The organism is Duganella sp. GW821-FHT01E12 (assembly GCF_059422325.1).
In genome coordinates, this window is record NZ_JBWKWR010000008.1 from 157,805 (window position 1) to 180,022 (window position 22,218).

The 22,218-nt window shown below is 67.4% G+C and carries 25 protein-coding genes; 13 read left to right on the top strand and 12 right to left on the bottom strand.

Features of this window, described 5'->3' with window-relative positions:
- Positions 1 to 10: 10 nt before the first annotated feature.
- The 8 genes from nagZ to AC07WS_RS21740 form a co-directional block, all read right to left on the bottom strand.
- Positions 11 to 1,504, bottom strand: coding sequence for a beta-N-acetylhexosaminidase (gene nagZ, locus AC07WS_RS21705; protein WP_494731087.1), 1,494 nt, complete (start codon positions 1,502 to 1,504; stop codon positions 11 to 13).
- Positions 1,501 to 2,304, bottom strand: coding sequence for a carbohydrate ABC transporter permease (locus tag AC07WS_RS21710; protein WP_494731088.1), 804 nt, complete (start codon positions 2,302 to 2,304; stop codon positions 1,501 to 1,503). Before AC07WS_RS21710 ends, nagZ begins: the two co-directional genes overlap by 4 nt.
- Positions 2,301 to 3,161: a carbohydrate ABC transporter permease gene (locus AC07WS_RS21715; protein ID WP_494731089.1), complete on the bottom strand. Its 861-nt coding sequence runs from the start codon at positions 3,159 to 3,161 to the stop codon at positions 2,301 to 2,303. The genes AC07WS_RS21710 and AC07WS_RS21715 overlap by 4 nt, the downstream gene beginning before the upstream one ends.
- Position 3,162: 1 nt before the next feature.
- Positions 3,163 to 4,326, bottom strand: a complete 1,164-nt coding sequence (locus AC07WS_RS21720; RefSeq protein ID WP_494731090.1) for an ABC transporter substrate-binding protein — start codon at positions 4,324 to 4,326, stop codon at positions 3,163 to 3,165.
- Between the two features lie 163 nt (positions 4,327 to 4,489).
- The gene (locus AC07WS_RS21725) at positions 4,490 to 5,503 is read right to left on the bottom strand and encodes an SIS domain-containing protein (protein WP_494731197.1); all 1,014 of its coding nucleotides are present in this window, start codon (positions 5,501 to 5,503) and stop codon (positions 4,490 to 4,492) included.
- 5 nt (positions 5,504 to 5,508) lie between these two features.
- Positions 5,509 to 6,606, bottom strand: coding sequence for an N-acetylglucosamine-6-phosphate deacetylase (gene nagA, locus AC07WS_RS21730; RefSeq protein ID WP_486064820.1), 1,098 nt, complete (start codon positions 6,604 to 6,606; stop codon positions 5,509 to 5,511).
- The gene (locus AC07WS_RS21735; protein WP_494731091.1) at positions 6,603 to 7,337 is read right to left on the bottom strand and encodes a GntR family transcriptional regulator; all 735 of its coding nucleotides are present in this window, start codon (positions 7,335 to 7,337) and stop codon (positions 6,603 to 6,605) included. The genes nagA and AC07WS_RS21735 overlap by 4 nt, the downstream gene beginning before the upstream one ends.
- A gap of 4 nt (positions 7,338 to 7,341) precedes the next feature.
- Positions 7,342 to 8,211 (bottom strand): glucosamine kinase nucleotide-binding domain-containing protein, encoded by an 870-nt coding sequence (locus AC07WS_RS21740; protein WP_494731092.1) that lies wholly within the window; start codon positions 8,209 to 8,211, stop codon positions 7,342 to 7,344.
- 279 nt (positions 8,212 to 8,490) lie between these two features.
- On the opposite strand from AC07WS_RS21740, the gene AC07WS_RS21745 reads away from it, so the two are divergent.
- The gene (locus AC07WS_RS21745; RefSeq protein ID WP_494731093.1) at positions 8,491 to 8,760 is read left to right on the top strand and encodes a hypothetical protein; all 270 of its coding nucleotides are present in this window, start codon (positions 8,491 to 8,493) and stop codon (positions 8,758 to 8,760) included.
- A gap of 113 nt (positions 8,761 to 8,873) precedes the next feature.
- Here the strand turns inward: AC07WS_RS21745 and AC07WS_RS21750 are convergent, their stop codons facing one another.
- Positions 8,874 to 10,202: a head GIN domain-containing protein gene (locus tag AC07WS_RS21750; RefSeq protein WP_494731094.1), complete on the bottom strand. Its 1,329-nt coding sequence runs from the start codon at positions 10,200 to 10,202 to the stop codon at positions 8,874 to 8,876.
- 216 nt (positions 10,203 to 10,418) lie between these two features.
- Between AC07WS_RS21750 and AC07WS_RS21755 the strand changes: the two genes are divergently transcribed.
- The 10 genes from AC07WS_RS21755 (at position 10,419) to AC07WS_RS21800 (ending at position 17,380) form a co-directional block, all read left to right on the top strand.
- Positions 10,419 to 10,604, top strand: a complete 186-nt coding sequence (locus AC07WS_RS21755) for a hypothetical protein (RefSeq protein ID WP_494731095.1) — start codon at positions 10,419 to 10,421, stop codon at positions 10,602 to 10,604.
- Positions 10,604 to 11,119, top strand: a complete 516-nt coding sequence (locus AC07WS_RS21760; RefSeq protein WP_494731096.1) for a hypothetical protein — start codon at positions 10,604 to 10,606, stop codon at positions 11,117 to 11,119. The genes AC07WS_RS21755 and AC07WS_RS21760 overlap by 1 nt, the downstream gene beginning before the upstream one ends.
- Positions 11,120 to 11,137: 18 nt before the next feature.
- Entirely contained in the window at positions 11,138 to 12,811 is a 1,674-nt protein-coding gene (locus AC07WS_RS21765) for an AAA family ATPase (RefSeq protein WP_494731097.1), read from the top strand.
- Position 12,812: 1 nt separating this feature from the next.
- Positions 12,813 to 13,520, top strand: a complete 708-nt coding sequence (locus tag AC07WS_RS21770; protein WP_494731098.1) for a general secretion pathway protein GspB — start codon at positions 12,813 to 12,815, stop codon at positions 13,518 to 13,520.
- A gap of 69 nt (positions 13,521 to 13,589) precedes the next feature.
- Entirely contained in the window at positions 13,590 to 13,784 is a 195-nt protein-coding gene (locus AC07WS_RS21775; RefSeq protein WP_494731099.1) for a hypothetical protein, read from the top strand.
- A gap of 70 nt (positions 13,785 to 13,854) precedes the next feature.
- On the top strand, positions 13,855 to 14,400 hold the full coding sequence (gene mobB / locus AC07WS_RS21780; RefSeq protein ID WP_494731100.1) for a molybdopterin-guanine dinucleotide biosynthesis protein B: 546 nt from the start codon (positions 13,855 to 13,857) through the stop codon (positions 14,398 to 14,400).
- Positions 14,401 to 14,453: 53 nt separating this feature from the next.
- Complete coding sequence (locus AC07WS_RS21785; RefSeq protein ID WP_117015501.1) at positions 14,454 to 14,654, top strand: YjfB family protein; 201 nt, start codon at positions 14,454 to 14,456, stop codon at positions 14,652 to 14,654.
- 285 nt (positions 14,655 to 14,939) lie between these two features.
- Positions 14,940 to 15,212: a BufA1 family periplasmic bufferin-type metallophore gene (locus AC07WS_RS21790; RefSeq protein WP_494731101.1), complete on the top strand. Its 273-nt coding sequence runs from the start codon at positions 14,940 to 14,942 to the stop codon at positions 15,210 to 15,212.
- A 23-nt stretch (positions 15,213 to 15,235) separates the two neighbouring features.
- Complete coding sequence (gene bufB / locus AC07WS_RS21795) at positions 15,236 to 16,888, top strand: MNIO family bufferin maturase (RefSeq protein ID WP_494731102.1); 1,653 nt, start codon at positions 15,236 to 15,238, stop codon at positions 16,886 to 16,888.
- 27 nt (positions 16,889 to 16,915) lie between these two features.
- A complete protein-coding gene (locus tag AC07WS_RS21800) occupies positions 16,916 to 17,380 on the top strand; it encodes a DoxX family protein (protein WP_494731103.1) in 465 nt (154 codons plus the stop codon).
- Here the strand turns inward: AC07WS_RS21800 and AC07WS_RS21805 are convergent.
- Complete coding sequence (locus AC07WS_RS21805; RefSeq protein ID WP_494731104.1) at positions 17,377 to 17,667, bottom strand: DUF883 family protein; 291 nt, start codon at positions 17,665 to 17,667, stop codon at positions 17,377 to 17,379. The two genes, AC07WS_RS21800 and AC07WS_RS21805, sit on opposite strands and share 4 nt — an antisense overlap.
- Positions 17,668 to 17,824: 157 nt before the next feature.
- Entirely contained in the window at positions 17,825 to 18,043 is a 219-nt protein-coding gene (locus AC07WS_RS21810; protein WP_494731105.1) for an RNA-binding S4 domain-containing protein, read from the bottom strand.
- 191 nt (positions 18,044 to 18,234) lie between these two features.
- On the opposite strand from AC07WS_RS21810, the gene AC07WS_RS21815 reads away from it, so the two are divergent.
- Positions 18,235 to 19,155 carry a hypothetical protein gene (locus AC07WS_RS21815; RefSeq protein ID WP_494731106.1) on the top strand — a complete coding sequence of 307 codons (921 nt, stop codon included), beginning with the start codon at positions 18,235 to 18,237 and terminating at the stop codon, positions 19,153 to 19,155.
- A 6-nt stretch (positions 19,156 to 19,161) separates the two neighbouring features.
- Here the strand turns inward: AC07WS_RS21815 and fumC are convergent, their stop codons facing one another.
- The gene (gene fumC / locus AC07WS_RS21820; protein WP_494731107.1) at positions 19,162 to 20,559 is read right to left on the bottom strand and encodes a class II fumarate hydratase; all 1,398 of its coding nucleotides are present in this window, start codon (positions 20,557 to 20,559) and stop codon (positions 19,162 to 19,164) included.
- Positions 20,560 to 20,714: 155 nt separating this feature from the next.
- On the opposite strand from fumC, the gene AC07WS_RS21825 reads away from it, so the two are divergent.
- On the top strand, positions 20,715 to 22,169 hold the full coding sequence (locus AC07WS_RS21825) for a type IV pilus assembly protein FimV (RefSeq protein ID WP_494731108.1): 1,455 nt from the start codon (positions 20,715 to 20,717) through the stop codon (positions 22,167 to 22,169).
- Positions 22,170 to 22,218 lie beyond the last annotated feature (49 nt).

Below are 22,218 nucleotides of genomic sequence, written 5' to 3' on the forward strand. Positions count from 1 at the left end.
GATTGAATTGTTATGCGAAGCCCGGCACCGGCGCGCTGCCGGTCGCTTCCAGCTCGCCGCACAGCCAGCCGTTGACGGCGTCCAGCGCCGGCTGGGCGAAGCCGTAGGTCATCAGCGCCGGCGAGTCGATGTCCAGCGCCTGGTACGGATTCCACAGCGCCAGGTGCAGGTCCGGCTTCCACGTCGCGCGCGCGCGCTCGCCGTAGCGCAGGCGCGAGGTCGAGGCCAGGATGGTGAAGCGGCCGTCCTGCGGCAGCGCGTTCCAGTCGAAGGTGTCGGCGTCGGCGAAGGTGGTCAGCTCGACGTCGTACAGGCGGCGCAGCGATGCCGCCACGCCCTCGGCCGGCACGCCGGCCTCGGACACGCCGTCGCTGACCACGTCCTGGCGCACCACCAGGCGCACCTTGGCGCCCGGCGCCGGACGCACCGGCGCGCCGTGCGCGGTCAGGCTGCGGCGCCAGCCCTCGGCCATCAGCTCGCGGTCGGCCGCGTCTTCCTTGTAGGAGCGCGGCTTGCATGGATAGGCCAGCGCCAGCGTGGACAGGCGCGCCAGGCGCTGCTCGATTTCCGCCATCGAGACCTCGCCCGAGGCGATGGCGGCGGCGATGGCGTCCAGCGTTTCGTTCTGGGTTTCGGTGGTGCCCAGCGCCATCACCATGTCGGCGCCGGCGGCCAGCGCGCGCACGGCGGCGTTGCCCACGCCGTAGCGGCCGGCGATGGCGTGCATGTCCATGCCGTCGGTGATGACGATGCCCTTGTACTGCCACTCGTCGCGCAGCAGGCCGGTGAGGATGCGGCGCGACATGGTGGCCGGATAGTCGGGGTCCAGCGTCGGGTAGACGATGTGCGCGGTCATCATCGCCGGCGCCGCGCCGGAGGCGATGCGGAACGGCGCCAGCTCCATGCGGTCCAGTTCCTCGACCGGCTTGTTCACGGTCGGCAGGTCGCGGTGCGAATCGACGTTGGTGTCGCCGTGGCCGGGGAAGTGCTTGACGCAGCAGGCCACGCCTTCCGCGTGGCTGCCGGCCATCCACGCCATCGCCAGCTCGGCGGCGCGTAGCGGCTCGGCGCCGAAGGAGCGCTCGGCGATCACCGGGTTGTGCGGGTTGTTGTTCAGGTCCAGCACCGGCGCGAAGTTCCAGTTGAAGCCCAGCGCCTTGACCGCGCGCGCCACGGCGGCGCCGGTGCGGCGGGCCAGGTCGGTGTCGTCTGCCGCGCCCAGGCCCATGGCGGCCGGCGGCGCCGGCACCCAGGTCGAGCGCACCACGGCGCCGCCTTCCTGGTCGATGGCGATCAGCGACTCGGGGCCCATCACGGCGCGCAGGTCGGCGGTCAGCTTGGCCAGCTGTTCGGAGTCGGTCATGTTCCCGCGGAACAGGCACACCGCGCGGATGCCGTTGGCCTGGATGAAGTCCGCGGTGGCGGCATCGAGCACGGTGCCGGGGAAGCGGATCATGATCAGCTGGCCGGCGATTTTTCTGAGGTCGTTTTGGGTTGGGGTCATTTCACAGCTCCGTCCATGCCACGCATGAAGAATCGTTGAGTAAAGAGGAAGGCTGCCAGCGTGGGCAGGATGGTCAAGATGGTGCCGGCGGCGATCACGCGCGTGCTGCTGCCGAAGGTGCCGCGCAAATACAGCACGCCCACCGACAGCGGGAATTCGTCCGGTTTGCTCATCACGATGGATGGCCAGATGTATTCGTTCCAGGCCTCGACCGCCGTCAGGATGCCGACGGTGGCCAGCCACGGCGCGATCAGCGGCAGCATGATCCTGCTGAAGATGGTCCACTCGGAGGCGCCGTCGACGCGGGCGGCGTCGATCAGGTCCTGCGGCACTTCCTCGAAGGCCTGCTTGAGCAGCAGGATGGCGACCGCCGTCACCACGTTGGGCAGGATCACGCCGGTGTAGGTGTCGACCAGGCTCAGTTTCGTCACCGTGATGAAGTTGACCAGGAAGTTCACCTCCGACGGCAGCACCAGCGTGGCGAGGATCAGGCCGAACACCAGCTTGCGGCCCTTGAAGCGCATGCGCGCCAGCGGGTAGGCGGCGGCTGAGCACAGCGCCAGCTTCCAGAACACGGTGCAGGCGGCGATCAGCACCGAGTTGCGGAAGAAGGACCAGATCGGGATGGCCTTGAACACTTCGATGAAGTTTTCGAGCGACGGCTTGTTGGGCCAGAAGGTCGGCGGGAAGGCGAAGATGTTGCCCTCGGTGGAGATGGCCGTCACCAGCGTCCACCAGAACGGGAACACGCAGACCACCGCGATGGCGCACAGCAGCAGGTAGTGGGCGGCGGTCTTCATCGGTGCTTGGGCCTTATGTAGCGCAGGCAGAGCAGGGCGATGCCGATGCAGAAGATCGACATGACGAAGCTGGCGGCCAGCGCGCGCGGCAGCTTGAGGTGCTTGAGGCCCTGGTCGTAGGCGTAGTACAAGCCGGTGAAGGTGGAGTTCATCGGGCCGCCCTGGGTCAGCACGTCCACTTCCTGGTAGGCCTTGAGCGCGGCCAGCACGGACAGGATGGAGCAGACCATGATGGTGGGGCGCAGCATCGGTACGGTGATTTGCCAGAAGCGCTGCCAGCGGTTGGCGCCGTCGAGGATGGCCGCTTCCTGCATGTCGGCGGGGACGGCCTGCAGCGCGGCCAGGTACATCACCATGTACCAGCCAAGGCCGCGCCACAGCGTGACGAACATGATGGCGAACAGCGCCAGGCTGTCGTTGGAGAGCCAGCCGACCGGCGCGCCCACCAGCCGCATCGTCATCAGCACGTAATTGAGCGCGCCCTGTTCGTGGAACATGAAGCCCCACATGATGCCGACCACCGAGACCGTGGTCACCACCGGCACGTAAAAGGCGGCGCGGAAGTAGCGGATGCCGGGCAGCTGGTTGTTGACCAGCACCGCCAGGCCCAGGGCGCCGATCTGCACGAAGGGCACCATCAGCAGGAAGACCAGCGAGTTTTTCAGGCCGGTGACGAACATCTCGTTGTCGAAGATGTAGCGGAAGTTGGTCAGGCCGACCCAGTGGGTTTCGCGTATCAGGCTGTAGTCGGTGAAGGCCAGGAAGGAGCCGAAGGCCACCGGCCAGAAAGAGAATACCGCCAGCAGCGCCAGCGCGGGGGCGAGGAACAGCCAGGCGGTGAGGTGGTTGGTGCGCATCTCAGCGGCTCCGCTGCGCGGCGAGTTTCTTGTTCCAGATCGCCACCGCCTGGTCGAGCGCCTGCTTGACGTCCTGCTTGCCGGTGACGCCGGCTTCGACGGCCTTCACCAGGTAGCGGCGCAGCTCATCGTAGTCGGTGATGCCGGCCACGTACAGCGTGTGCGAATGCGGCATCGACACGGCGCCCGCCGATACGGCCTTTTCGGCCGCGCCGGCGCCCGGTGGCACGGTGGTGAAGAAGGGATCGTTGGCCGCCTGCGCCATCGCCGGGTACACGCTGGCCTGCTTGGCGAAGGCCAGCTGGTTGGCGTCATTGGTCAGGTAGCGGGCGAACTTGCCGACCGCCGGCAGCAGCTTGGCGTCGACGTTTTTCGGCACGGCGAAGTGGATCAGCCAACCGCCGTCGGCGATGCCGGTGGGACCGAGCGGCGCGGGCGCGACGTCGGTGATGGCGTAGATGTCCCTGGCGTCGCTCTCGATGCGCTTGACGGCCGTCGGTGGCGCCAGCAGCATGCCAAGGCGGCCGCCCTTGTAGGCGTCGATCGCGGCGGGGAAGTTATCCTCGGCGAACAGCGCGTCCTTCAGCAGGCCGCCGGCCTTGTAGGTCTCGGCCAGCTTCTTGATCAGCGCGACGTGGGCGGGCGAATTGAACACCGCCTTGCCGTTCTCGATGACGGCCAGGCCTTGCTGCATCATCAGGCCGTCGATCTTGGACAGCGCAGGACACAGGCCGGCCTTGCCGGTGCGGGCGGCGATCTGGCGCGCGAACAGCAGCTGCTCGTCGAGATCGCGCGGAGCTTTCGTGATGCCGGCGGCTTTGAATATCTGCGTGTTGTAGGCGATGACGGCGACGTTGCTGTACATCGGGAAGCCGTAGGTCTTGCCACCGAAGCGCAGGTCTTCCAGCGTGCTGGGAAGGTAGCGCTGGCGGGCCTCGCCGAGCAGCGCGTCGACCGGGGCGAGCAGGCCGTCGCGGGCGAATTCGTCGGCCCAGGGCACGTTCAGGTTGACCAGCGCGGGCGGGGTGCCGGCCACGATGCGCGTCACCAGCTTGGTCTGGATCACGTCCCACGGGAAGTCGACCCATTCCACTTTCACGCCCGGATTGCCGGCTTCGTAGTTCTTCACCAGCGTCTCAAAGTAGGGGGTGAACTTGGGCTTCATGCTGAAGGTCCAGAATTCGATTTTTTCGGGGGCGGCGCTTGCCGGGTTCGCGCAGAACGCCGCCAACGCCAGCAGCCACCCCGCACGGCGGCATGCCGGGGTCAGACCCTGTACAGGGTCTGACCCCTTCGGCTTGCGGGGTGGACGCGGCGCATTCACGGACTTAGTTGGTCTTGGTGACTTTGCTCAGGTGGCGCGGCGCGTCCGGGTCCATGCCGCGCGCGGCCGACAGCTGGGCCGCCATCACGTAGAAGGCCTGGATCGCCACGATAGGATCGAGGTCCGGCGTGGCCGCCACCGGCAGGGTCAGGTCGCGTTCGGCCACGTCGGCCGGCGCGGCCAGCAGCACGCGCGCGCCACGGCCGCGCATCTCGGAGGCCAGCTGCAGCAGGCTCGCCTGCGTCGGGCCGCGGGTGGCGAAGATCACCAGCGGGTAGCCTTCCTCGATCAGCGCCATCGGGCCGTGCTTGATCTCCGCGCCGCTGAAGGCTTCCGCCTGCAGCGCCGAAGTCTCCTTGAATTTCAGCGACGCTTCCAGCGCCACCGGGAAGCTGATGCCGCGTCCCACCACCATGATGTTGCGGGCCGGCGCCAGCACTTCGATGGCCGGGGTCCAGTCCTCCTTGGCCGCCGCGCGCAGCGACTCGGGCAGCGCTTCCAGGCCGGCCAGCAGCTCCGGATCGTTCTGCCACGCCGCCACCAGGCGCGCGCCGGCCACCATGCTGGTGATGAAGCTCTTGGTGGCGGCCACGCTCTGCTCTCTGCCGGCCCGCAGCGGGATCGCCCATTCGGCGGCGTGCGCCAGCGGCGAGTCGATGTCGTTGACCAGCGCGATGGTGGTGGCGCCGCCGTCGCGGAAGTACTTTATCGGCTCGACCACGTCCGGGCTCTGGCCCGATTGCGAGATCGAGATCGCCAAGGTGTCGCGGGTGATCAGCGGCGACTTGTTCAAGGTGACCAGCGACATCGGCAGCGAGGCCACCACGCGGCCCAGGCGCGCCATGATCAGGTAGGCCGCGTAGGCGCAGGCGTGGTCCGAGCTGCCGCGCGCGATGGTCAGCGCGGTCGAGAAGGACGTGCTCCTCAATTTGCGGCCCAGCTCCGCGTAACGGTCTCCATCGCTGGCCAGCTGCAGGGCTACGCAATCAGCGGCGGACAGGGCTTCTTTCAACATCATTGAGGTCACAACAATTCTCCTTCGATATAGACGGCTTTGAGGTTCAGGTCACGGTCGAGCACCACGAAGTCGGCGTAGGCGCCGGGGGCCAGGCGGCCCCGCTCTTGCAGGCCGAGATAATCGGCCGCATAGGTTGAGACCCGTGCCGAGGCGTCCGCCAGATCGAGGCCGAGTCCGACCAGGTTGCGCAGCGCCTGGTCCATGGTGAGGGTGCTGCCGGCCAGCGTGCCGTCGGGCAGGCGCACGCCGCCCATGCACTTCATGACGGTGTGGCGGCCCAGCATGTACTCGCCGTCCGGCATGCCGGTGGCGGCGGTCGAATCGGTCACGCAGTACAGCTGCGGGATGCAGCGCAGCGCGGTGCGGATGGCGCCGGGGTGCACGTGCAGCAGGTCGGGAATGAATTCGGCGTACTGCGCGTGGGCCAGCGCGGCGCCGACCATGCCGGGCTCGCGGTGGTGCAGGCCGGTCATGGCGTTGAACAGGTGGGTGAAGCCGTGCGCGCCGTGCTCCAGCGCGGCCACGCCGTCCTCGTAGCTGCCGAGGGTGTGGCCGATCTGCACGCGCATGCCGGCGTCGGACAGCTCGCGCACCAGCGCCAGGTGGCCGCCGATTTCCGGCGCCACGGTGATCAGCTTGATCGGCGCGATCGCCTCCAGGCGCTCGACGTCGGCCAGCTTGGCGGTGCGCGCGTAGGGCGGCTGCGCGCCCAGTTTTCCCGAGTTGATGAACGGGCCTTCCAGGTGGACGCCCAGCACCCGCGCCTCGCCCTTGCCGCGTTGGGCGGCGGCCTTGCCGATGCCTTGCAGCGCCAGGTCGATGTCCTCCGGCGGCGCCGTCATCGTGGTGGCCAGCATGCTGGTGGTGCCGTGGCGCGCGTGGATGGCGGCGATGGTGTGGACGGCGTCGCCGCCCTCCATCACGTCCTTGCCGCCGCCGCCGTGCACGTGCAGGTCGATAAAGCCAGGCAGGATATAGGCGTCTTCGTTTTTCGAAGGATCGGTGCTGCTGCCGTGGATGGCGGCGATGCGGTCGCTGAAGGTGATCTCGCCGCGGACCCAGCCCGCCGACGTCAGGATATTGCCTTGGATTGCACTGCTCATCTGCGCGACTCCGCTACGAATTCATAATAATCACTGCGGCAATACGAGTGGGTCAGTTCCACCGCTGCGCCGTTGTCGAGATAACTGACGCGGGTGATGTGCAGCATGGCGGCACCCGCAGGGATATTGGCCAGGCGCGCCTGCTCGGCGCTGGCGTTGACGGCGCGGATGTGCTGCAGCGCGCGCATCGGGATGGTGCCGTTGGCCTCCAGGTAGCCGTACAGCGAATCGGTCACGCTGTGCGGGTTGGGCATGTACTGGGCCGGGATGGTGGTGGTTTCGATCGCCATCACCACGTCGTCGGCGGTGCGCAGGCGCTTCAGGCGCGCCACCGGCATGTTGGGCGACAGGCCGAGCGAGAGCAGCTCCACCGGCGAGGCGATGCCGATTTCGCGCTGCAGCCAGCGCGAGCCGGCCGTGAAGCCGCGCTCGCGCAGCTCCTCGGAAAAGCTGGTCAGGCGCGACAAGGGCTGTTCCAGCTTGGGCGTGATGTAGGTGCCGGAGCCGCGCTTGCGGGTCAGCATGCCGCGCTCGCACAGCATGTCGATCGCCTTGCGGGCGGTCACACGCGAGATGTGCAGCATGTCCGACAGCACGCGCTCGGATGGCAGGGCCTCGTTGGCGCGCCAGTCGCCGGCGGCGATCCCGTCGGACAGCTTGTTGGCAAGCTGCATGTAGAGCGGGGTGTCGCTGTCGGCATCGGGCTGGAAATCGCTCAACTGGGCTAGCACGGGCTTACTCCTTCAGACGTTGTTGGATCAGCCGCAAGGCGCCTGCTGCGGAATCGCCCTGCGGCGCGACGATCCGCTTCAACATCGACACCGGCAGGTAGGGGCGCAACGGCGCCGCCAGCCCGCCGCACAGCGCGATCGGCAGCTGGCCGCCGGCGTCGAGCGCGTTGCCCATCAGTTCCACCTGGCGTCCCGCCTCGAGCAGGATGGCGCGCGCGGTGTCGTTCGACTCGCCGTGCTGCAGCACGATGCGCGCCAGTTGCGCGTATTGCGTCTGCGTGGCCTTGGCCAGCCAGTTCTGCAGCGCGTCGCGGCCGCCGCCGCAGGCCTGCGCCAGGTCGGCGCTGAAGGCGTTGGCCGGCACGCGGCCGTCGAGCACCTGCTGCACGTGGTTGACGGCGCGCAGGCCGATCCAGGCGCCGCCGGCCTCGTCGCCGGCCGGGAAGCCCCAGCCGCCGACCTCGACGTGGACGCCGTCCATGCGCTTGATCTCGCCGACGCTGCCGGTGCCCAGCGCGATGATGGCGCCGGGCTGGCCGCGGTGGGCGCCGAGCACGGTGGTGTGGCCGTCGGTCTCCAGCGCCACGCGGGCGTAGCCGGGATTGGCGGCGACGAACTCGGCGGCCCAGGCGCGGTTGTGCACGCCGGCCAGGCCGAGGCCGATGGCGATGGTGTCCCTGGCCGGGAGTTCCAGTTCGGCGGCGCGGAAGGCCATGCCGGCCGCGTCCTCGACGGCGGCCCAGGCGTTGGCGATGCCGTGGATCAGGCCGGACGGGCCGCTGACGCCTTCGGCCAGTTCCATGCCGTCGATGCGGGCCAGGCGCACCCTGGTGCCGGTGCCGCCGCCGTCAACGCCGATTAAAAAGTCGATCATGATTATCCGAGAATGCTGTGCCGGGAAGTCCCGTGTTGAGGGCACTATATGGGCAGGCAAACCAGCTTGTCAACAGGTATTTAACTGGTATTAAAAAATATTGAAGTGGACTTGCGTTGTCGACTTGGAATGTATTTTTAAGTGATTGTTTTTATTGGTGATTGTTGGTTTTTGCGGCAAGTGGTCCGGTGTCGCATTTGCATGCCACTTTGGTCTGGTTTTGGTAGGGAAGGGGGGCGAGGGAGTACACTATGGCTTTAGTGCACTTTTGAAGGCAAGATGATGAACGATTACTGGGACGACTGGCAGAAGGAAGCGTTGGCTGCCGGCGTGAAGGCGCCGCTGGCCAAGCTGGGGATGGAAGTGATGAAGACCAACCGCAAGAATCGCTGGCCCAAGCATTTCATCGGGCGGATGGAGGATGGTCCGATGATGTTGGCGATGTGCCTGGAGGAGCCGGACGAGACGGAGCTGCTGTTCATCGAAAACCTGCATCCGTACGACGCCAAGCTGATCGCCGCCACCAAGAAGCGCCTCTGCTTCGATTAAACAACTTTGGGGTCAAGTCTGACATTCGGACACGAGCTCCGCAGTAAGCGCGCGCTTACTGCGGAGCTCGTGTCCGAATGTCAGACTTGACCCCAATTTTATTTGCCCCAATTTTATTGGCGGCGGCCTTTGCGGTCGTAGGTGACGGCCTTGTCGGCGACGTTGATGATCGCGTTGCCGGGACCGCTGACGTGGACGTCGGCCTGGCTGGTCCACAGCTGGCGCGCGTGCAGGCTGCCCGAGCCGCTCAGCTGCGCGACCAGCGTGTCGGTCTTGCCTTCGAGCTTGACCTCGCCCGGGCCGTGCATGTTGAGCTTGACGTTCTTGCAGGCTGCCGTGGCGCTCAGGTCGCCCGAGCCGCTGAGCTCGGCGTCGAGCGCGTCGCTGACCTTGCTCAGGATGATGTTGCCCGGCCCGCGGCTGCGCGTGACGGCGCGCGCCACTTGCAGCGACTGCCCTTCCAGGTCGCCCGAGCCGCTCACTTCCGCGCTGAGCACGCCCACGCTGCCCGACAGGTTCATATTGCCCGGCCCGCTGAGCAGGGCGCGCGCGCTCGGCGCCATCAGGCCGCGCACGGTCAGGTCGCCCGAGCCGTGCACTTCGGCGTCGAATTTCTTGATGGCGCCGGCCAGGCAGGCTTCGCCGGGGCCGTGCAGCATGGCGCTGGCCGCCTCGGTGTTCAGCGTGCACGCCTCCAGATCGCCCGAGCCGGCCACTTCGGCGCGGATTTCCTTGGCCGCGCCGTGCAGCGACACCGAGCCCGGCCCGTGCAGCGAGGCGTTGATCTTGTTCGCGTGCAGGTCGTCGAGGTCGAGGTCGCCCGAGCCGGTGACGGACAGGTTGACGTCCTGCGTCATGCCGCCGGCGTTGATGTCGCCGGGGCCGCTCATCACCAGGTTCAGGCTGGCCGCCTTGAGCGTGCGCAGGTCGAGGTCGCCGCTGCCGGAGGCGTTGACGGTCAGGTCGCGCACGCTGCCGCTGCCGTGCACGTCGCCGGGGCCTTCCGAGGTCAGGGTCAATTGTTGCCCCTGGAACTGTTGCAGATCAACGTCACCGCTGCCGGAGTTGCGTAGGCTCTTCAGGCCGGCTGCGCTGATGCGGATGGTCGTCTGCGGGTGGTTGTCCTTGCCCCAGCTGAAATTGAAGGTCCAGCCCTTGCTTTTCATGCGCGGCTGGCGCACGGTGAGGGTGTCGCCGCTGACCGAGGTTTCAATGTCGGCGAACTTGCGGCGCAGGCCGGACAGTTCGATGGTGTTGCCCGGCTGCGCGGTGACGATCACGCGGAACGGGCCGCTGATGGCGATGTTGCTGAAGGCCGCGACGGTGCGCGTTTCGGTGCCGGTGCTGTCGTCCTGCCTGGTGTCGGCCTGGGCCGCGGCGCCGGCCAGGGAAGCCAGCAACAGGGCCGAAACCAGCGCGGTATGTTTGATCGTCTGCTTCATATTGTTCTCGATGATGGGAAGTGGCGAGGATTGAACGATAGGATAATTCCCGCCCGGCGGCGCGCGGAATGGGACGGACGCGCGTAACGGGGGGATCAGCTGCAAAATAACGGTGGTGAACCGCGATTCAACTTCGGCCCGGCGCAGCCGTTAAATGTCATAATGGACGCCAGCATGTATAGCCGGGGAATACCTGCGCGGATCAAGGGAGTACACATGATCAGATATATGGGAACCAAAAATACAGAGGACGGCTCGGTGCTGTATATTTTTTTGATTAACGGCTTGCACAAGGAAATTCGGGAAAGCGCTTTGAAACAATATCCTGGCTGTTACGAAGCCCTTCCAGCCACGGCCAAGGCGCGCATCAGCGCCAACCGCTCCTGGCTGTCGAAACTATAATGCCGTCCTTTCCGGCTGTGCTGCGCGGCGTCCTGGCCGCCGGGCTGGCGGCCGCCTGTTGCGCCGCCGGCGCGCAGTCGGTGCCGACCACCTTCGGCACCATCATCGGCAACGGCCTGCTGTGCCGCGACCAGACCGACAACCTGTATTTCTACGACTATCTGCTCAAGGCCTTCGGCCCGGCCTACAAGCACGACGGCGGCGCCTACTGGTTCAAGACCGACGGCGCCAACCTGTGGGGCACGCCGATTTCCGAGGTCATGGTCAGCGACGACACCAGCACCTACATCTTCGTCGGCGCCGTGGCCGAGGCCACGCCGGAGGAGCTGGAGCGCGCCATCATTGCCCAGGTCGGCCTGCATTATGCGAGAATCGACAGCTCGGCGTATCCGGTGCGCGAGGCCAAGCCGGCCAGCCGCATCGTCTACTTCGATACCAAATCCAAGATTTACTGCGCCAAGTTCAAGCCCTTGCCGCCGGTGCAGCCGCCGCCGGTGCGCCAGCGCTTGAAGTAGCGCATCGCCAGGGTCTTCATGTACACGCAATTTTTCAATCTGAAACAGTCGCCGTTTTCCATCGCGCCCGATCCCCGCTACCTGTTCATGAGCGAACGCCATCGCGAGGCGCTGGCGCATCTGTTGTACGGGGTCGGCAGCGGCGGCGGCTTCGTGCTGCTGACCGGCGAGATCGGCGCCGGCAAGACCACCGTGTGCCGCTGCTTCATGGAGCAGATCCCGGACAATTGCAAGCTGGCCTACATCTTCAATCCCAAGCTGTCGGTGGAGGAGCTGCTGCTGTCGATCTGCGACGAGTTCGGCATCGCGCTGGCGCCGCAGGGCCGGATCAGCGTCAAGGGCTATGTGGATGCGATCAACGCCTATCTGCTCGACAGCCATGCGCAGGGCCGCAACAACGTGCTGATCATCGACGAGGCGCAGAACCTGTCGGCCGAGGTGCTGGAACAGCTGCGCCTGCTGACCAACCTGGAGACCAGCGAGCGCAAGCTGCTGCAGATCATCCTGATCGGCCAGCCGGAGCTGCGCGCGATGGTGGCGCGGCCGGAGCTGGAGCAGCTGGCGCAGCGGGTGATCGCGCGTTATCACCTGGGCTCGCTGAGCGAGGCGGAGACCGGGGCGTATATCGAACACCGGCTGGCGGTGGCGGGCGCGGCGGCGGTGGCGCCGTTTCCGCGCCGGCTGATGGGGCTGGTGCACAGCCTGGCCAAGGGCGTGCCGCGCCGTATCAATCTGCTGTGCGACCGCGCCTTGCTGGGCGCGTATGTGGAAAACCAGCCGCAGGTGACGCGCAACATCCTGCGCAAGGCGGCGGCCGAGGTGTTCGCCCGGCCGGATGCGCTGCCGGGTGGCCATGGTGGCCGGGACGGCGCGGCGCGCTGGCCTTGGATGGCGGCCGGCGTGCTGGGCGGCGTGATCCTCAGCGTGGCGGCCTGGCAGCTGGCGGTGCGCGGCGCCAGGCCGGTGTTGCCGGCCGCGCAGGCCGCTTCAGCGCCGGCGCCCAAGCTGGCGCCCGCTGGTTCCGCGCCGGCGTCGAAGGTGATGGCTGCGACGCCGGCTGCGGCCGCATCGCCGGCCGCGGTTGCGCCGGTCGGCGGCAGCGCGGCGGCCTTGCGCCAGCTGGCGGCGATCTGGGGGCTGGCGCTGCCGGACGGCGAGCCTTGTCCGACGGCGGCGCGCCTGAATCTGCGCTGCCTGCAGGCCAAGGGCGGGGTGGCGGAGTTGCGTCTGCTGGACCGGCCGGCCATGCTGGCGCTGCACGACGATCCGACCGCCCCCAACTACGTGTTGCTGACGGCCCTGGACGAGGGGGGCGCAACCATCGTCGCGCCGGGCGGCAAGCCGCAGCGCATCGGGCTGGACGCGCTGGCGGCGCGCTTCGACGGCGAGTTCACGACGTTCTGGCGCGCGCCGCGCAGCTGGCGCGACGAGGTTTCCGGCGGCGACCACGGTCCCGACGTGGACTGGCTGGCGCGGCGGCTGGCGCAGATCTACGGGCTGAAGAAGCCGCTGGACGATCAGCCGCTGAGCGCCGGCCTGCGCGCGCGCCTGGTCGACTTTCAGACCGAGCAGCATCTCAAGGCGGACGGCGTGGCCGGTCCTAAAACTTTCATCCGGCTGTATCAGCTGGGCGGCGTGCAGGAGCCGCGCCTGCTGGCGGGCGCGGATGCCGGCGCCGGAGCGGGGAAATAATATGTCTTATATTTTGGAAGCATTGAAGAAGGCGCAGGCGGAGCGTCAGCTGGGCAGCGCGCCCACGCTGCACGCGCCGACGCTGCATGGGACGGAGCGGCAGACGGCCGCCGGCGCGTTGAAGAAGCCGCTGGTGCTGTTGTTGCTGGCGATGGGTGTGGCGGTCGTGGTGTTGCTGGCGCTGGTGTTGCGCCGGCAGCCGCCGGCGCAGCTGGCAAGTGTGCCGCAGGCTGCCCCGGCGCCAGTGGCTGCGGCCGAACCAGCCGCCGCGCCTGCCGCCGCGCAGCCCGCCGCAGCCGTTGCTGTCCCCGCTACTACATCGCTGGCTGCGCCGATGGCGTCTGCGGCGGTCAACGCGCCGCAGGCGGCCGCCTTGCCGCCGCCGGTGGCGACCGTGACGCCCGTGCCGCGTCCGCATCCGCCGGCGGAGGCTGCCGAGCAGGCGGCCGTGGCCGACAAGCCGGCCGCCGCGCCGGAAGAGCCGGTCCAGAACCTGCGCGACCTACCGGAGCCGATACAGCGTTCCATTCCCCACATCGCGGTGGGCGGCTACATTTATTCCAAGAACCCGGGCGACCGGCTGCTGCTGATCGATAAAATCCTGCGCCACGAGGGCGAGGAGGTCGCTCCCGGCCTGGTCCTGGAAAAGCTGCAGCCGCGCGAGGCGGTATTCAATTTCAAGGGTTATCGCTACCGCGTTCCGTATTGAAAGCTGTCATCTGCCCGTCATGTAGAAATGATATTTTTCCATCATTGAAATTCATGCACGGGAAATACGATGAAACACCTGAAATTGCTGCCGCTGCTGATCGCTGCCGCCTTTGCCGTTCCGCGCGCCCACGCGGCGGAACAATCGCCGTCTGTGCAACAGGAGACCGGCACCTACGTCGCCGGCCTGATCAGCATTGGCTTGCTGATGCTGGGCACGCGCAGCGCCCGCAGCGAACGCTTCAAGGCCCTGAACGAAGAGTAATCCGCCGCCATCCCCGCGCCGGTGTTGCTGCGTATAATGGCGGCGACTAGATGCTGTGGGGAGACAGGCAATGCAACAAGACATACCCGCGCTTACGCGCACCGTACTGGCCGTGGTCGGGACCTCGGGCAGCGGCAAGACCACGCTGCTGGAGGTGCTCATCGCCGGCCTGGCCGGACGCGGGCTGAAGGTCAATGTCGTCAAGCACAGCCATCACGACTTGGAGCTGGAGCCGCCGCACAAGGACAGCGCCCGCCTGCGCATGGCGGGCGCGGCCGAGGTGATGGTGGCGTCGCCGTTCCGGGTGGCGATCGTGCGCGAGCTGCGTGGCGCGCCGGAGCCGTCGCTGGACGAGCAGCTGGACCGCCTTTCGCCGGCCGACCTGACCCTGCTGGAAGGCTTCAAGTCCTACCCGGTCGCCAAGCTGGAGGTGTACCGCGCGGCCGCCGGCAAGCCGCCGCTGTATCCGCACGACGAACGCGTGATCGCGGTCGCCTCCGACCAGCCGGCGCCGGCGGACCTGCGGCCGGGCATGGAATGGCTGGATGTGAACCGGCCGCAGGCGGTGCAAGCCTGGCTGGAGGACTATTTGAAAAAAGTTTCGTCCGACGCCTAAAGTTAGCCGCATAACGTCCGTAAAAGAAGTGATACGCCTTAATGGAGGATCACATGGACATTTCAGGTATTGCCCAAGCGGCAACCACGATCGCGGACACCGGCACCAAGCAGGCGGTCGGCGTGGCGGTGTTGAAGAAGGCCCAGGATATCCAGGCCTCCAGCGCCGCGGCCCTGATCGAGGCGATTCCTCCGGTGCCGTCGGCGCCGAACCTGCCTTCGCATCTGGGCAACACGATCAACACGACTGCCTGAGCGGCGTCGTTGCGGCCCGCTAGGCGCCGCGCTACAGTCCTGCGCACCGTCCGGTGCGCAGCGTGCCGGTGCATTCCTGCGCCCGGTGTGGCCTCCCGATTTAAAACCAGTCAACAGAATGATGCATCGTCGCGTTATTGCTGGTACGCTGCGTCTGCTCGACAGTCTTGAAAAAAAAATCTGAAAAAAGTGTAAGGCCGGCCCGCATCTGGCCGACTACCGTACAGTTGCAGACGATATGTGTCGCACTTTGATCTTAACTTCCATCCCTGAAGGAGACTTACCATGAACAAACGTCAAGCCCTGATCGCCGCCGCCCTGGCCACCGTATGCGCCGCTTCCGCCGCCACGGCTACCGCCGCGACCGCGTCGGCCTCCGCTGAAAAAGAAAAGTGCTTCGGCATCGCCAAGGCCGGCCAGAACGATTGCGCCGCCGCCAACGGTTCGCACTCCTGCGCCGGCCAGTCGAAAACCGACAACGGCGCCGCCGAGTGGAAATACGTGGCCAAGGGCACCTGCGAAAAGGCCGGCGGCAAGACCGCGGCGCCAGCCAAGTAATCGCCGCAGCCGGTCGCGGAGCCATGTCCCTGTCAGGTCCAGCGCAGCCGATGCCGGGCGTGGGCGTGGGGCTGAGGGCTCCGCATTACCGGCAGTTCATCGAGCAGCGGCCGCGCGCCGCCTGGCTCGAAGTCCACACCGAAAACTATCTCGATCAAGCCGGCTGGGACTGGCACGTGTTGCAGCAATTGCGGCGCGATTATCCGATCAGCCTGCATGGCGTCGGCCTGGGACTGGGCTCGGCGCGCGGCTACTCCGAACAGCATCTCGACCGCGTGCGCGGCCTGGTGGCGCGGGTGGAGCCGGTGCTGGTGTCCGAACATCTGTGCTGGGGCGCCGTCGGCGACCGGCAACTCAACGACCTGCTGCCGCTGACCCTGGACCGGGCCGCGCTCGACCTGCTGTGCGCGCGCGTGGGCCGGGTCCAGGACGCGCTCAAGCGCCAGCTGCTGCTGGAAAACGTGTCGACCTATGTGCGCTTCCGCGCGGACGCGATGAGCGAGGCGGAATTCATGGCGGCGCTGGCAGAGCGCACCGGCTGCGGCCTGCTGCTCGACATTAACAATCTCTACGTCAACCAATGCAACCACGGCGAGGACGCGCTGGCCGCGATCGCCGCGATCCGCCCCGGCATGGTGGGCGAGATCCACCTGGCCGGCCACCTGGTGACGCCGGAGGCGGTGATCGACCATCACGGCGACACCGTGGCCGAGCCGGTCTGGCGGCTGTACCAGGCGGCCCTGCAGCGCTTCGGCGCGTTGCCGACCCTGATCGAGTGGGACACCGACATCCCCGAGCTGGGCGTGCTGTTGGGCGAGGCGGACAAGGCCGAGGCGCTGCATCGCCAATACGCCACCACCACCGTGGCCGATGCGCCGCGCCCGGCCGCGCCGGCGGTGGCCGATGAGCCGGCGCCGGCGCTGGCCGCCAGCCAGCAGACCTTCGCCGGCGCGCTGTTCGATGCGCGCCAGACGCCGGCCGCGCTGGCGTTGTTCAAGGGCGAGCACAACGATCACCGTTATGCGCTGTATCGCGGCAACCTCAGCGCCACCTGGCGCAAGACGCTGGCTGCGGCCTATCCGGTGATCGAGCTGCTGGTGGGCGAGGAATTCTTCGGCGGCCTGGCGCAAGCCTATGGCCGCGCCCACCCGTCCGACAGCGGCGACTTGAACCGCTTCGGCGCGCATTTCGCCGCTTTCCTGCGCGCCTTCCCGCACGTGGCCGACTACCCGTATCTGCCGGCCATGGCGACGCTGGAGTGGACCTTGCACCGCGCCCACTACGCGCCGTCCGCGGACGGCGTGACGGCGCAGCAGATGGCGGCGCTGACGCCGGAGCAGGTCGAGACGGCGCGGCTGGCGCTGCATCCGGCCTGCACGCTGCTGGCGTCGGAGTGGGCGGCGATTCCGCTGTGGCAGGCGCACCAGGCTGGCAGCGGCGTGCCGTTCCCGGCCGAGCTGGCGGCGCCGGACTACGGCCTGGTCACGCGGCCGCGCTGGAAAACCCAGGTGCTGCCGCTGACGGCGGCCAGCCACGCGGCCTTGTCGGTGCTGGCGGCCGGCGGCCCGTTCGGCGCGGCGCTGGACGCGGCCTTCGAGCTGGACGAGGACTACGACATTGCCGGCAATCTGCAGCAATGGATAGATCACGCATTGATTGTCAGGATAGACGCCTAGCGGCGACTAACTAATTTTGAAAGCGCAATGATGAAAACTATCCTCGGCCTGCACCAACAAATCTCCCGCTACGACGCGGCCCTGAGCGCGTGGGGCGGTTCCCTGATGAGCCTGGCGCTGCGCTGGTACGTGGGCTGGCAATTCTTCAAGGCCGGCCTGGTCAAGGTCGGCGACTGGGGCGCGACGCTGGCGCTGTTCCGCGAAGAGTATATGGTGCCGCTGCTGCCGCCGGACTTGGCGGCCTACATGGGCGCGGCCGGCGAGCTGGCGCTGCCGGTGCTGCTGTGCGTGGGGCTGCTGTCGCGGCCGGCGGCGCTGGCGCTGTTCCTGGTGAACGCGATGGCGGTCATCTCCTACCCGCAGCTGCTGACCTTTGAATGCCCGGCCGCGATCAACGACCACTTCTACTGGGGCGCGATGCTGCTGGCGCTGGTGGCCTACGGTCCCGGCAAGTTTTCGCTGGACGCCTGGCTGGCCGGGCGGCGCGCCTAGGTCGGCCGGAAGGCGCGCAACAGCTTGGCCTCGCCGGTCAAGTCCTTGTGCAGGCGGTTGGCGGCGGCGGTCAGTTCCATCATGCGGTTGAGCTGGACGTCTTCGAAGCGGGCCAGTTCCTCGGTGGCGGTCAGCAGCGCCTGCGCCAGCTTGGCGCGGGCCGCCTGGTACAGCATGCCGTTGTGCTGGCCGGTGTTCTTGAGCAGTTCCTCGGCGTTTTCGATCACTTGCCGCAGGTCGTCGAGCAGGCGTTCCTGTGTTTGCATATTGTGTGCAGGATCGTCCATGACGTTCCCCTGGTCATAAGAAAACTGGTTGAATAAGCCGGGCGGCAGGCCATTTCAATATATCGGCGCGCAAAGCCACCGGTTTGCGCTGCGTCAAACGCGCCTGTCCGCCACACGCTTCAGCTTAACGCATTATTGCCTAAATGCAAGATAAATTTCACGCGCCCTCGACGCTGATGCGCACGTCGCCCACGCTCACTTGCTGGCCGGCGCGGATCTTGGCGGTCTTGCGCAATTCCTGTTTGCCGTCGACCTGGACGCTGCCGCTGGCCACCAGCATCTTGCCGGCGCCGCCGCTGTCGCACAGGCCCACCAGCTTGAGCAACTGATTTAGCTCAACGAATTCGCCGCTCAATTCAAAACTTACTTTCTGCATTTTATCCTCTGTTGCTATGATGTGAAATCGATGCTGCCGCTGACTTCCGGTAGTGTAGCGGCATTCCGACAGGGCCGCAGTTTACTCCACGAATACCGCACGGTTGAGATTGCCGTCGAGAAAAAAAGTTGCTATCCTGAGTTAACTGCTGAATATTTGTGCAGCATGGTTTGCCCTCAGCGAGTTGCACCATGAACAAGCTTTTCTGGCCAGTTGCAGTCTTGATGTGCCCGCTTTCCGGCTTGGCGGGCGCCGCCGCATCCGATCCCTTTGTCCCGCAAAAACTGGCGCCCGCGTTTGAAAAGCGGGCCAGTTCGTCGTTGCTGTTCGAGGCGGCGGATCGGCAATCCGCCCTCAGCGAGCAGGTGCAGGGCGACGGCGCGGCGCGCTACGGCGCCATCTTCAACGGCGGGGCGCGCCTGCATTTCGGCGCCTTGCCGGACAATCTGGCGCTGCTCGATCCGCTCGGCCCCATGCTCAACGAGCACAGCAAGCGTTTCCTCACCAGCGCGGATTTTGAACAGAAAATGGGGCGCGCGGTCGGCATCGTGACCATCGGCATCCTGCGCGAGACCGGCTCGGTGCTGGGGTCGCAGCAGGCGCCGGCGCTGGCGATGAACACCCGGCCCACCACCACCTTCACCTCGGCCTCGCTGGGCTACGCGCTCAGTTCGCGCAGCGCGCTGATGTTGATGGCGTCCTACGGCCGCACCGAGGGCATCGGCAATCCCGACAGCCTGATCGCGCAAGTGTCGTCGGTGCGCACGATGGCCTTCAGCGTGGGCTTGTCGACGCGCCAGGTGTTCAACAGCCACGACCGCTTTGCCGTGACCTTGTCGATTCCGGCCAAGGTGCGGGCCGGCACCCTGCAGTACAGCGGCGCGGCGCCCCAGAGCGGCGACCCCGGCGCCCCGGCCTTCGGCGCGCCGACGCTGAACCTGCGGCCGACCGCCACCGAGCGCGACCTGGAATTCGGCTACACCACCACGTTCGGCCGCGACGGCCGGCAGGGCAAGCTGACCGGCGCCATCATGTGGCGGGTCAACCCCGGCCACGACGCCAGCGCCCGGCCGGACTGGCTGACCGGCGTGCGCTATTCCTACGGCTTCTGATCCGCCTCAGCCCTTGGCGCCGGGACGGGTCATGTCCAGCGGCACGATCCATTGGTCGAACTGCTCGGCGCTGACATGGCCCAGCGCCAGCGCGGCCTCCCTCAATGTGCTTCCCTCGTGCTGGGCCCGCTTGGCGATGGCGGCCGCCTGGTCGTAGCCGATGTGCGGCGCCAGCGCCGTCACCAGCATCAGCGAACGTTCCATCAGCTCGGCGATGCGGGCGCGGTTGGGCTCGATACCGTGCACGCAGTGCTCATCGAAACTGCGCATGCCGTCGGCCAGCAGGCGCGCGCTCTGCAGGAAGTTGTGGGCGATCAGCGGCTTGTAGACGTTGAGCTCGAAGTTGCCGGAGGCGCCGCCCACGGTGATGGCGACGTCGTTGCCGAACACCTGGCAGCACAGCATGGTCAGCGCCTCGCACTGGGTCGGGTTGACCTTGCCCGGCATGATGGAGCTGCCCGGCTCGTTTTCCGGGATGGTGATCTCGCCCAGGCCGGAACGGGGGCCGGACGCCATCCAGCGCACGTCGTTGGCGATCTTCATCAGCGCGGCGGCCAGCGTCTTGAGCGCGCCGTGCGCCGACAGCAGGGCGTCGTGGCCGGCCAGCGCGGCGAATTTGTTGTCGGCGCTGCGGAAGGGCAGGGCCAGCGTGTGCTCCAGCTCGGCCGCGATGCGGTGCGCGTATTCCGGATGGGCGTTGAGGCCGGTGCCGACCGCGGTGCCGCCGGCGGCCAGCTGCAGCACGCCGGGCAGGGCGGTGCTGATGGCGCGCTCGGCGAAGTCGAGATGGGCCACGTAGCCGGAAAACTCCTGGCCCAAGGTCAGCGGGGTGGCGTCCTGCAGGTGGGTGCGGCCGATCTTGACGATGTCGGCGAAGGCCTCGGCCTTGGCGTGCAGCCGGTCGCGCAGCTGGCGCAGCGCCGGCAGCACGTTGCCGGCCAGCGCCTGCGCGGCGGCCACGTGGATGGCGGTGGGGAAGATGTCGTTCGACGACTGGCCCTTGTTGACGTCGTCGTTGGGGTGCAGCTTGCGGGCCTCGCCGCGCACGCCGCCCATCAGCTCGGAGCCGCGGTTGGCCAGCACCTCGTTCATGTTCATATTGGACTGGGTGCCGGAGCCGGTCTGCCACACGGCCAGCGGGAACTCGGTCGGGTGTTTGCCGGCCAATACCTCGTCGGCGGCCTGGGTGATGGCGATGGCCTTGGCGCCTTCCAGCAGGCCCAGGTCCAGGTTGACGCGGGCGGCGGCGCGCTTGACGCTGGCCAGCGCGTGGATCAGCTCGGGCGGCATGCGCTCCGAGGAGATGCGGAAATGCTCCAGCGAGCGCTGGGTTTGCGCGCCCCACAACTGGTGGTCGGGGACGTCGATCGGGCCAAAACTGTCACGTTCACTTCTGGTGTTCATGGTTTTTCCTTTGCGCGGGGATAGCAATCATGTGTATTTGCCAAGGTCCGTCCAGTGTAGCGCAGTCTGGAAAAATTAACCTGGGGCTACAAAACCGGGAAAATCCGCCGTTATAGCTGATACACTTTAAGAATTCGCGGCCAAGCGACCCCAACATGCAGCGCACCACTCTCCTGACCTCGATCCTCATTGGCGCCGGCGCCTTGCTGCTGGCGGCCGCCGCGCCGGCGGCGGAACTGGGCGATATCGCCGTGCGATCCTACATCGGCCAGCCGCTGGCGGCCGACATCGAGCTGGTGCAGCTGGCGCCGGACGAGGTGTCGGCGCTGCAGGTGCGGCTGGCGCAGCAGGATGTCTATCGCGGCGCCAGCATCAGCATGAATCCGGCGCTGGCCTCGCTGCACCTGGCCGTGGTGCGGCGCGACGGCCGGCAATTCCTGCACCTGACCACCACCCGCGCCATCGACGCCGAGTATGTCCATCTGTTCCTGGAGCTGAGCGCGGCCGGGCGCCAGGACGTGCGCGCGGCGACCGTGTGGCTGCAGGCGGACCCGAATCCGGCGCCGCCGCCGTTGCCGCCCGTGACGGCGGCGCAGGCGGCGCTGCTGGCGCGCGCGGAGCGGGCGGTTCAGGAGGCCGCTCCGTCGCCGGCCCCGGTTGCGCCAGCCCCCGCGCCGGTGCGCGACAGGACGCGTCCGGCGCCGATGCCGGCCGCGCACGAGTCGGAAGTGGGCGATCCGGGCGGCTTGCGGTCGGCGGCGGGATTGACACCGGCGCGGCGGCCTGCGCCGGCGCCGTCGCGTCGCGCTGCGGCGGACAAGGCGGACAAAGCGGGCGCAGGCGAAGTGGATCAGGCCGGCGGCGCGGTGCCGCTGGGCGTGGCGCAGGCTTTGCTGCCCTTGCCGCCGCTGCCGCTGCCCAAGGGCGTGAAGCGGCCGGCGGCGCCGGCGGCGTGCGCGCCGTCCGGCATCAGCGCGAAGGAATGCGCGGCGCTCGATACGCATAGTGTCGAGCTGTCCAGCAAGCTGGTCGAGCTGGAGGGCAGGGTCAAGCTGCTGCAAGGCGAGTTGGGGGCAAAGAGCGGGGTGGCCAGTGGGGCATTGACTGTGGCGTCCGGGCATGAGGGCGCGCCATCGGGGCATGACGGGACGGCTACGGCTGCGCACGCGGCGCCGGCTGCTAGTGCCCACGCCAGCGCCGGCACGGACGGCGCGGGACACGGGGAGGCGCATAGCGCTTCCGCGTCGGCTTCCGCTGCCGCGGCCAGCGCTGCGGCGGCAGGCGGGGCAGAATCGGCGCCTGCGTCGGCCTCGGCCGAAGCGGGCGCGCCAGTCAAGAAGGTGCGCGTGCTGCCCAAACTGAAGTACAAAAAGGAAAAACCACCGGAACCGGCCGCCAGCAATTGGCCGCTGATCGCGGGCGGGGCCGGTGCGCTGGCGTTGTTGCTGGGCGCGGGCGGCTACTTCTATCTGCGCAAGAAACGCGGCAGCGGGCCGCTGAAAATCTGGCAGGGATTCCGCAAGAAAAAGCCGGCCGCCGAGGGCGAAACGCCGGTGGAAGCGCCGCCGCTACACGAGGTCACGCCGGAATCCATGATGGAAAAGCAATGAAAATGTAATAAGCTTATAACGAGCCGGCTCTTATCGGGCTCAGGCGATC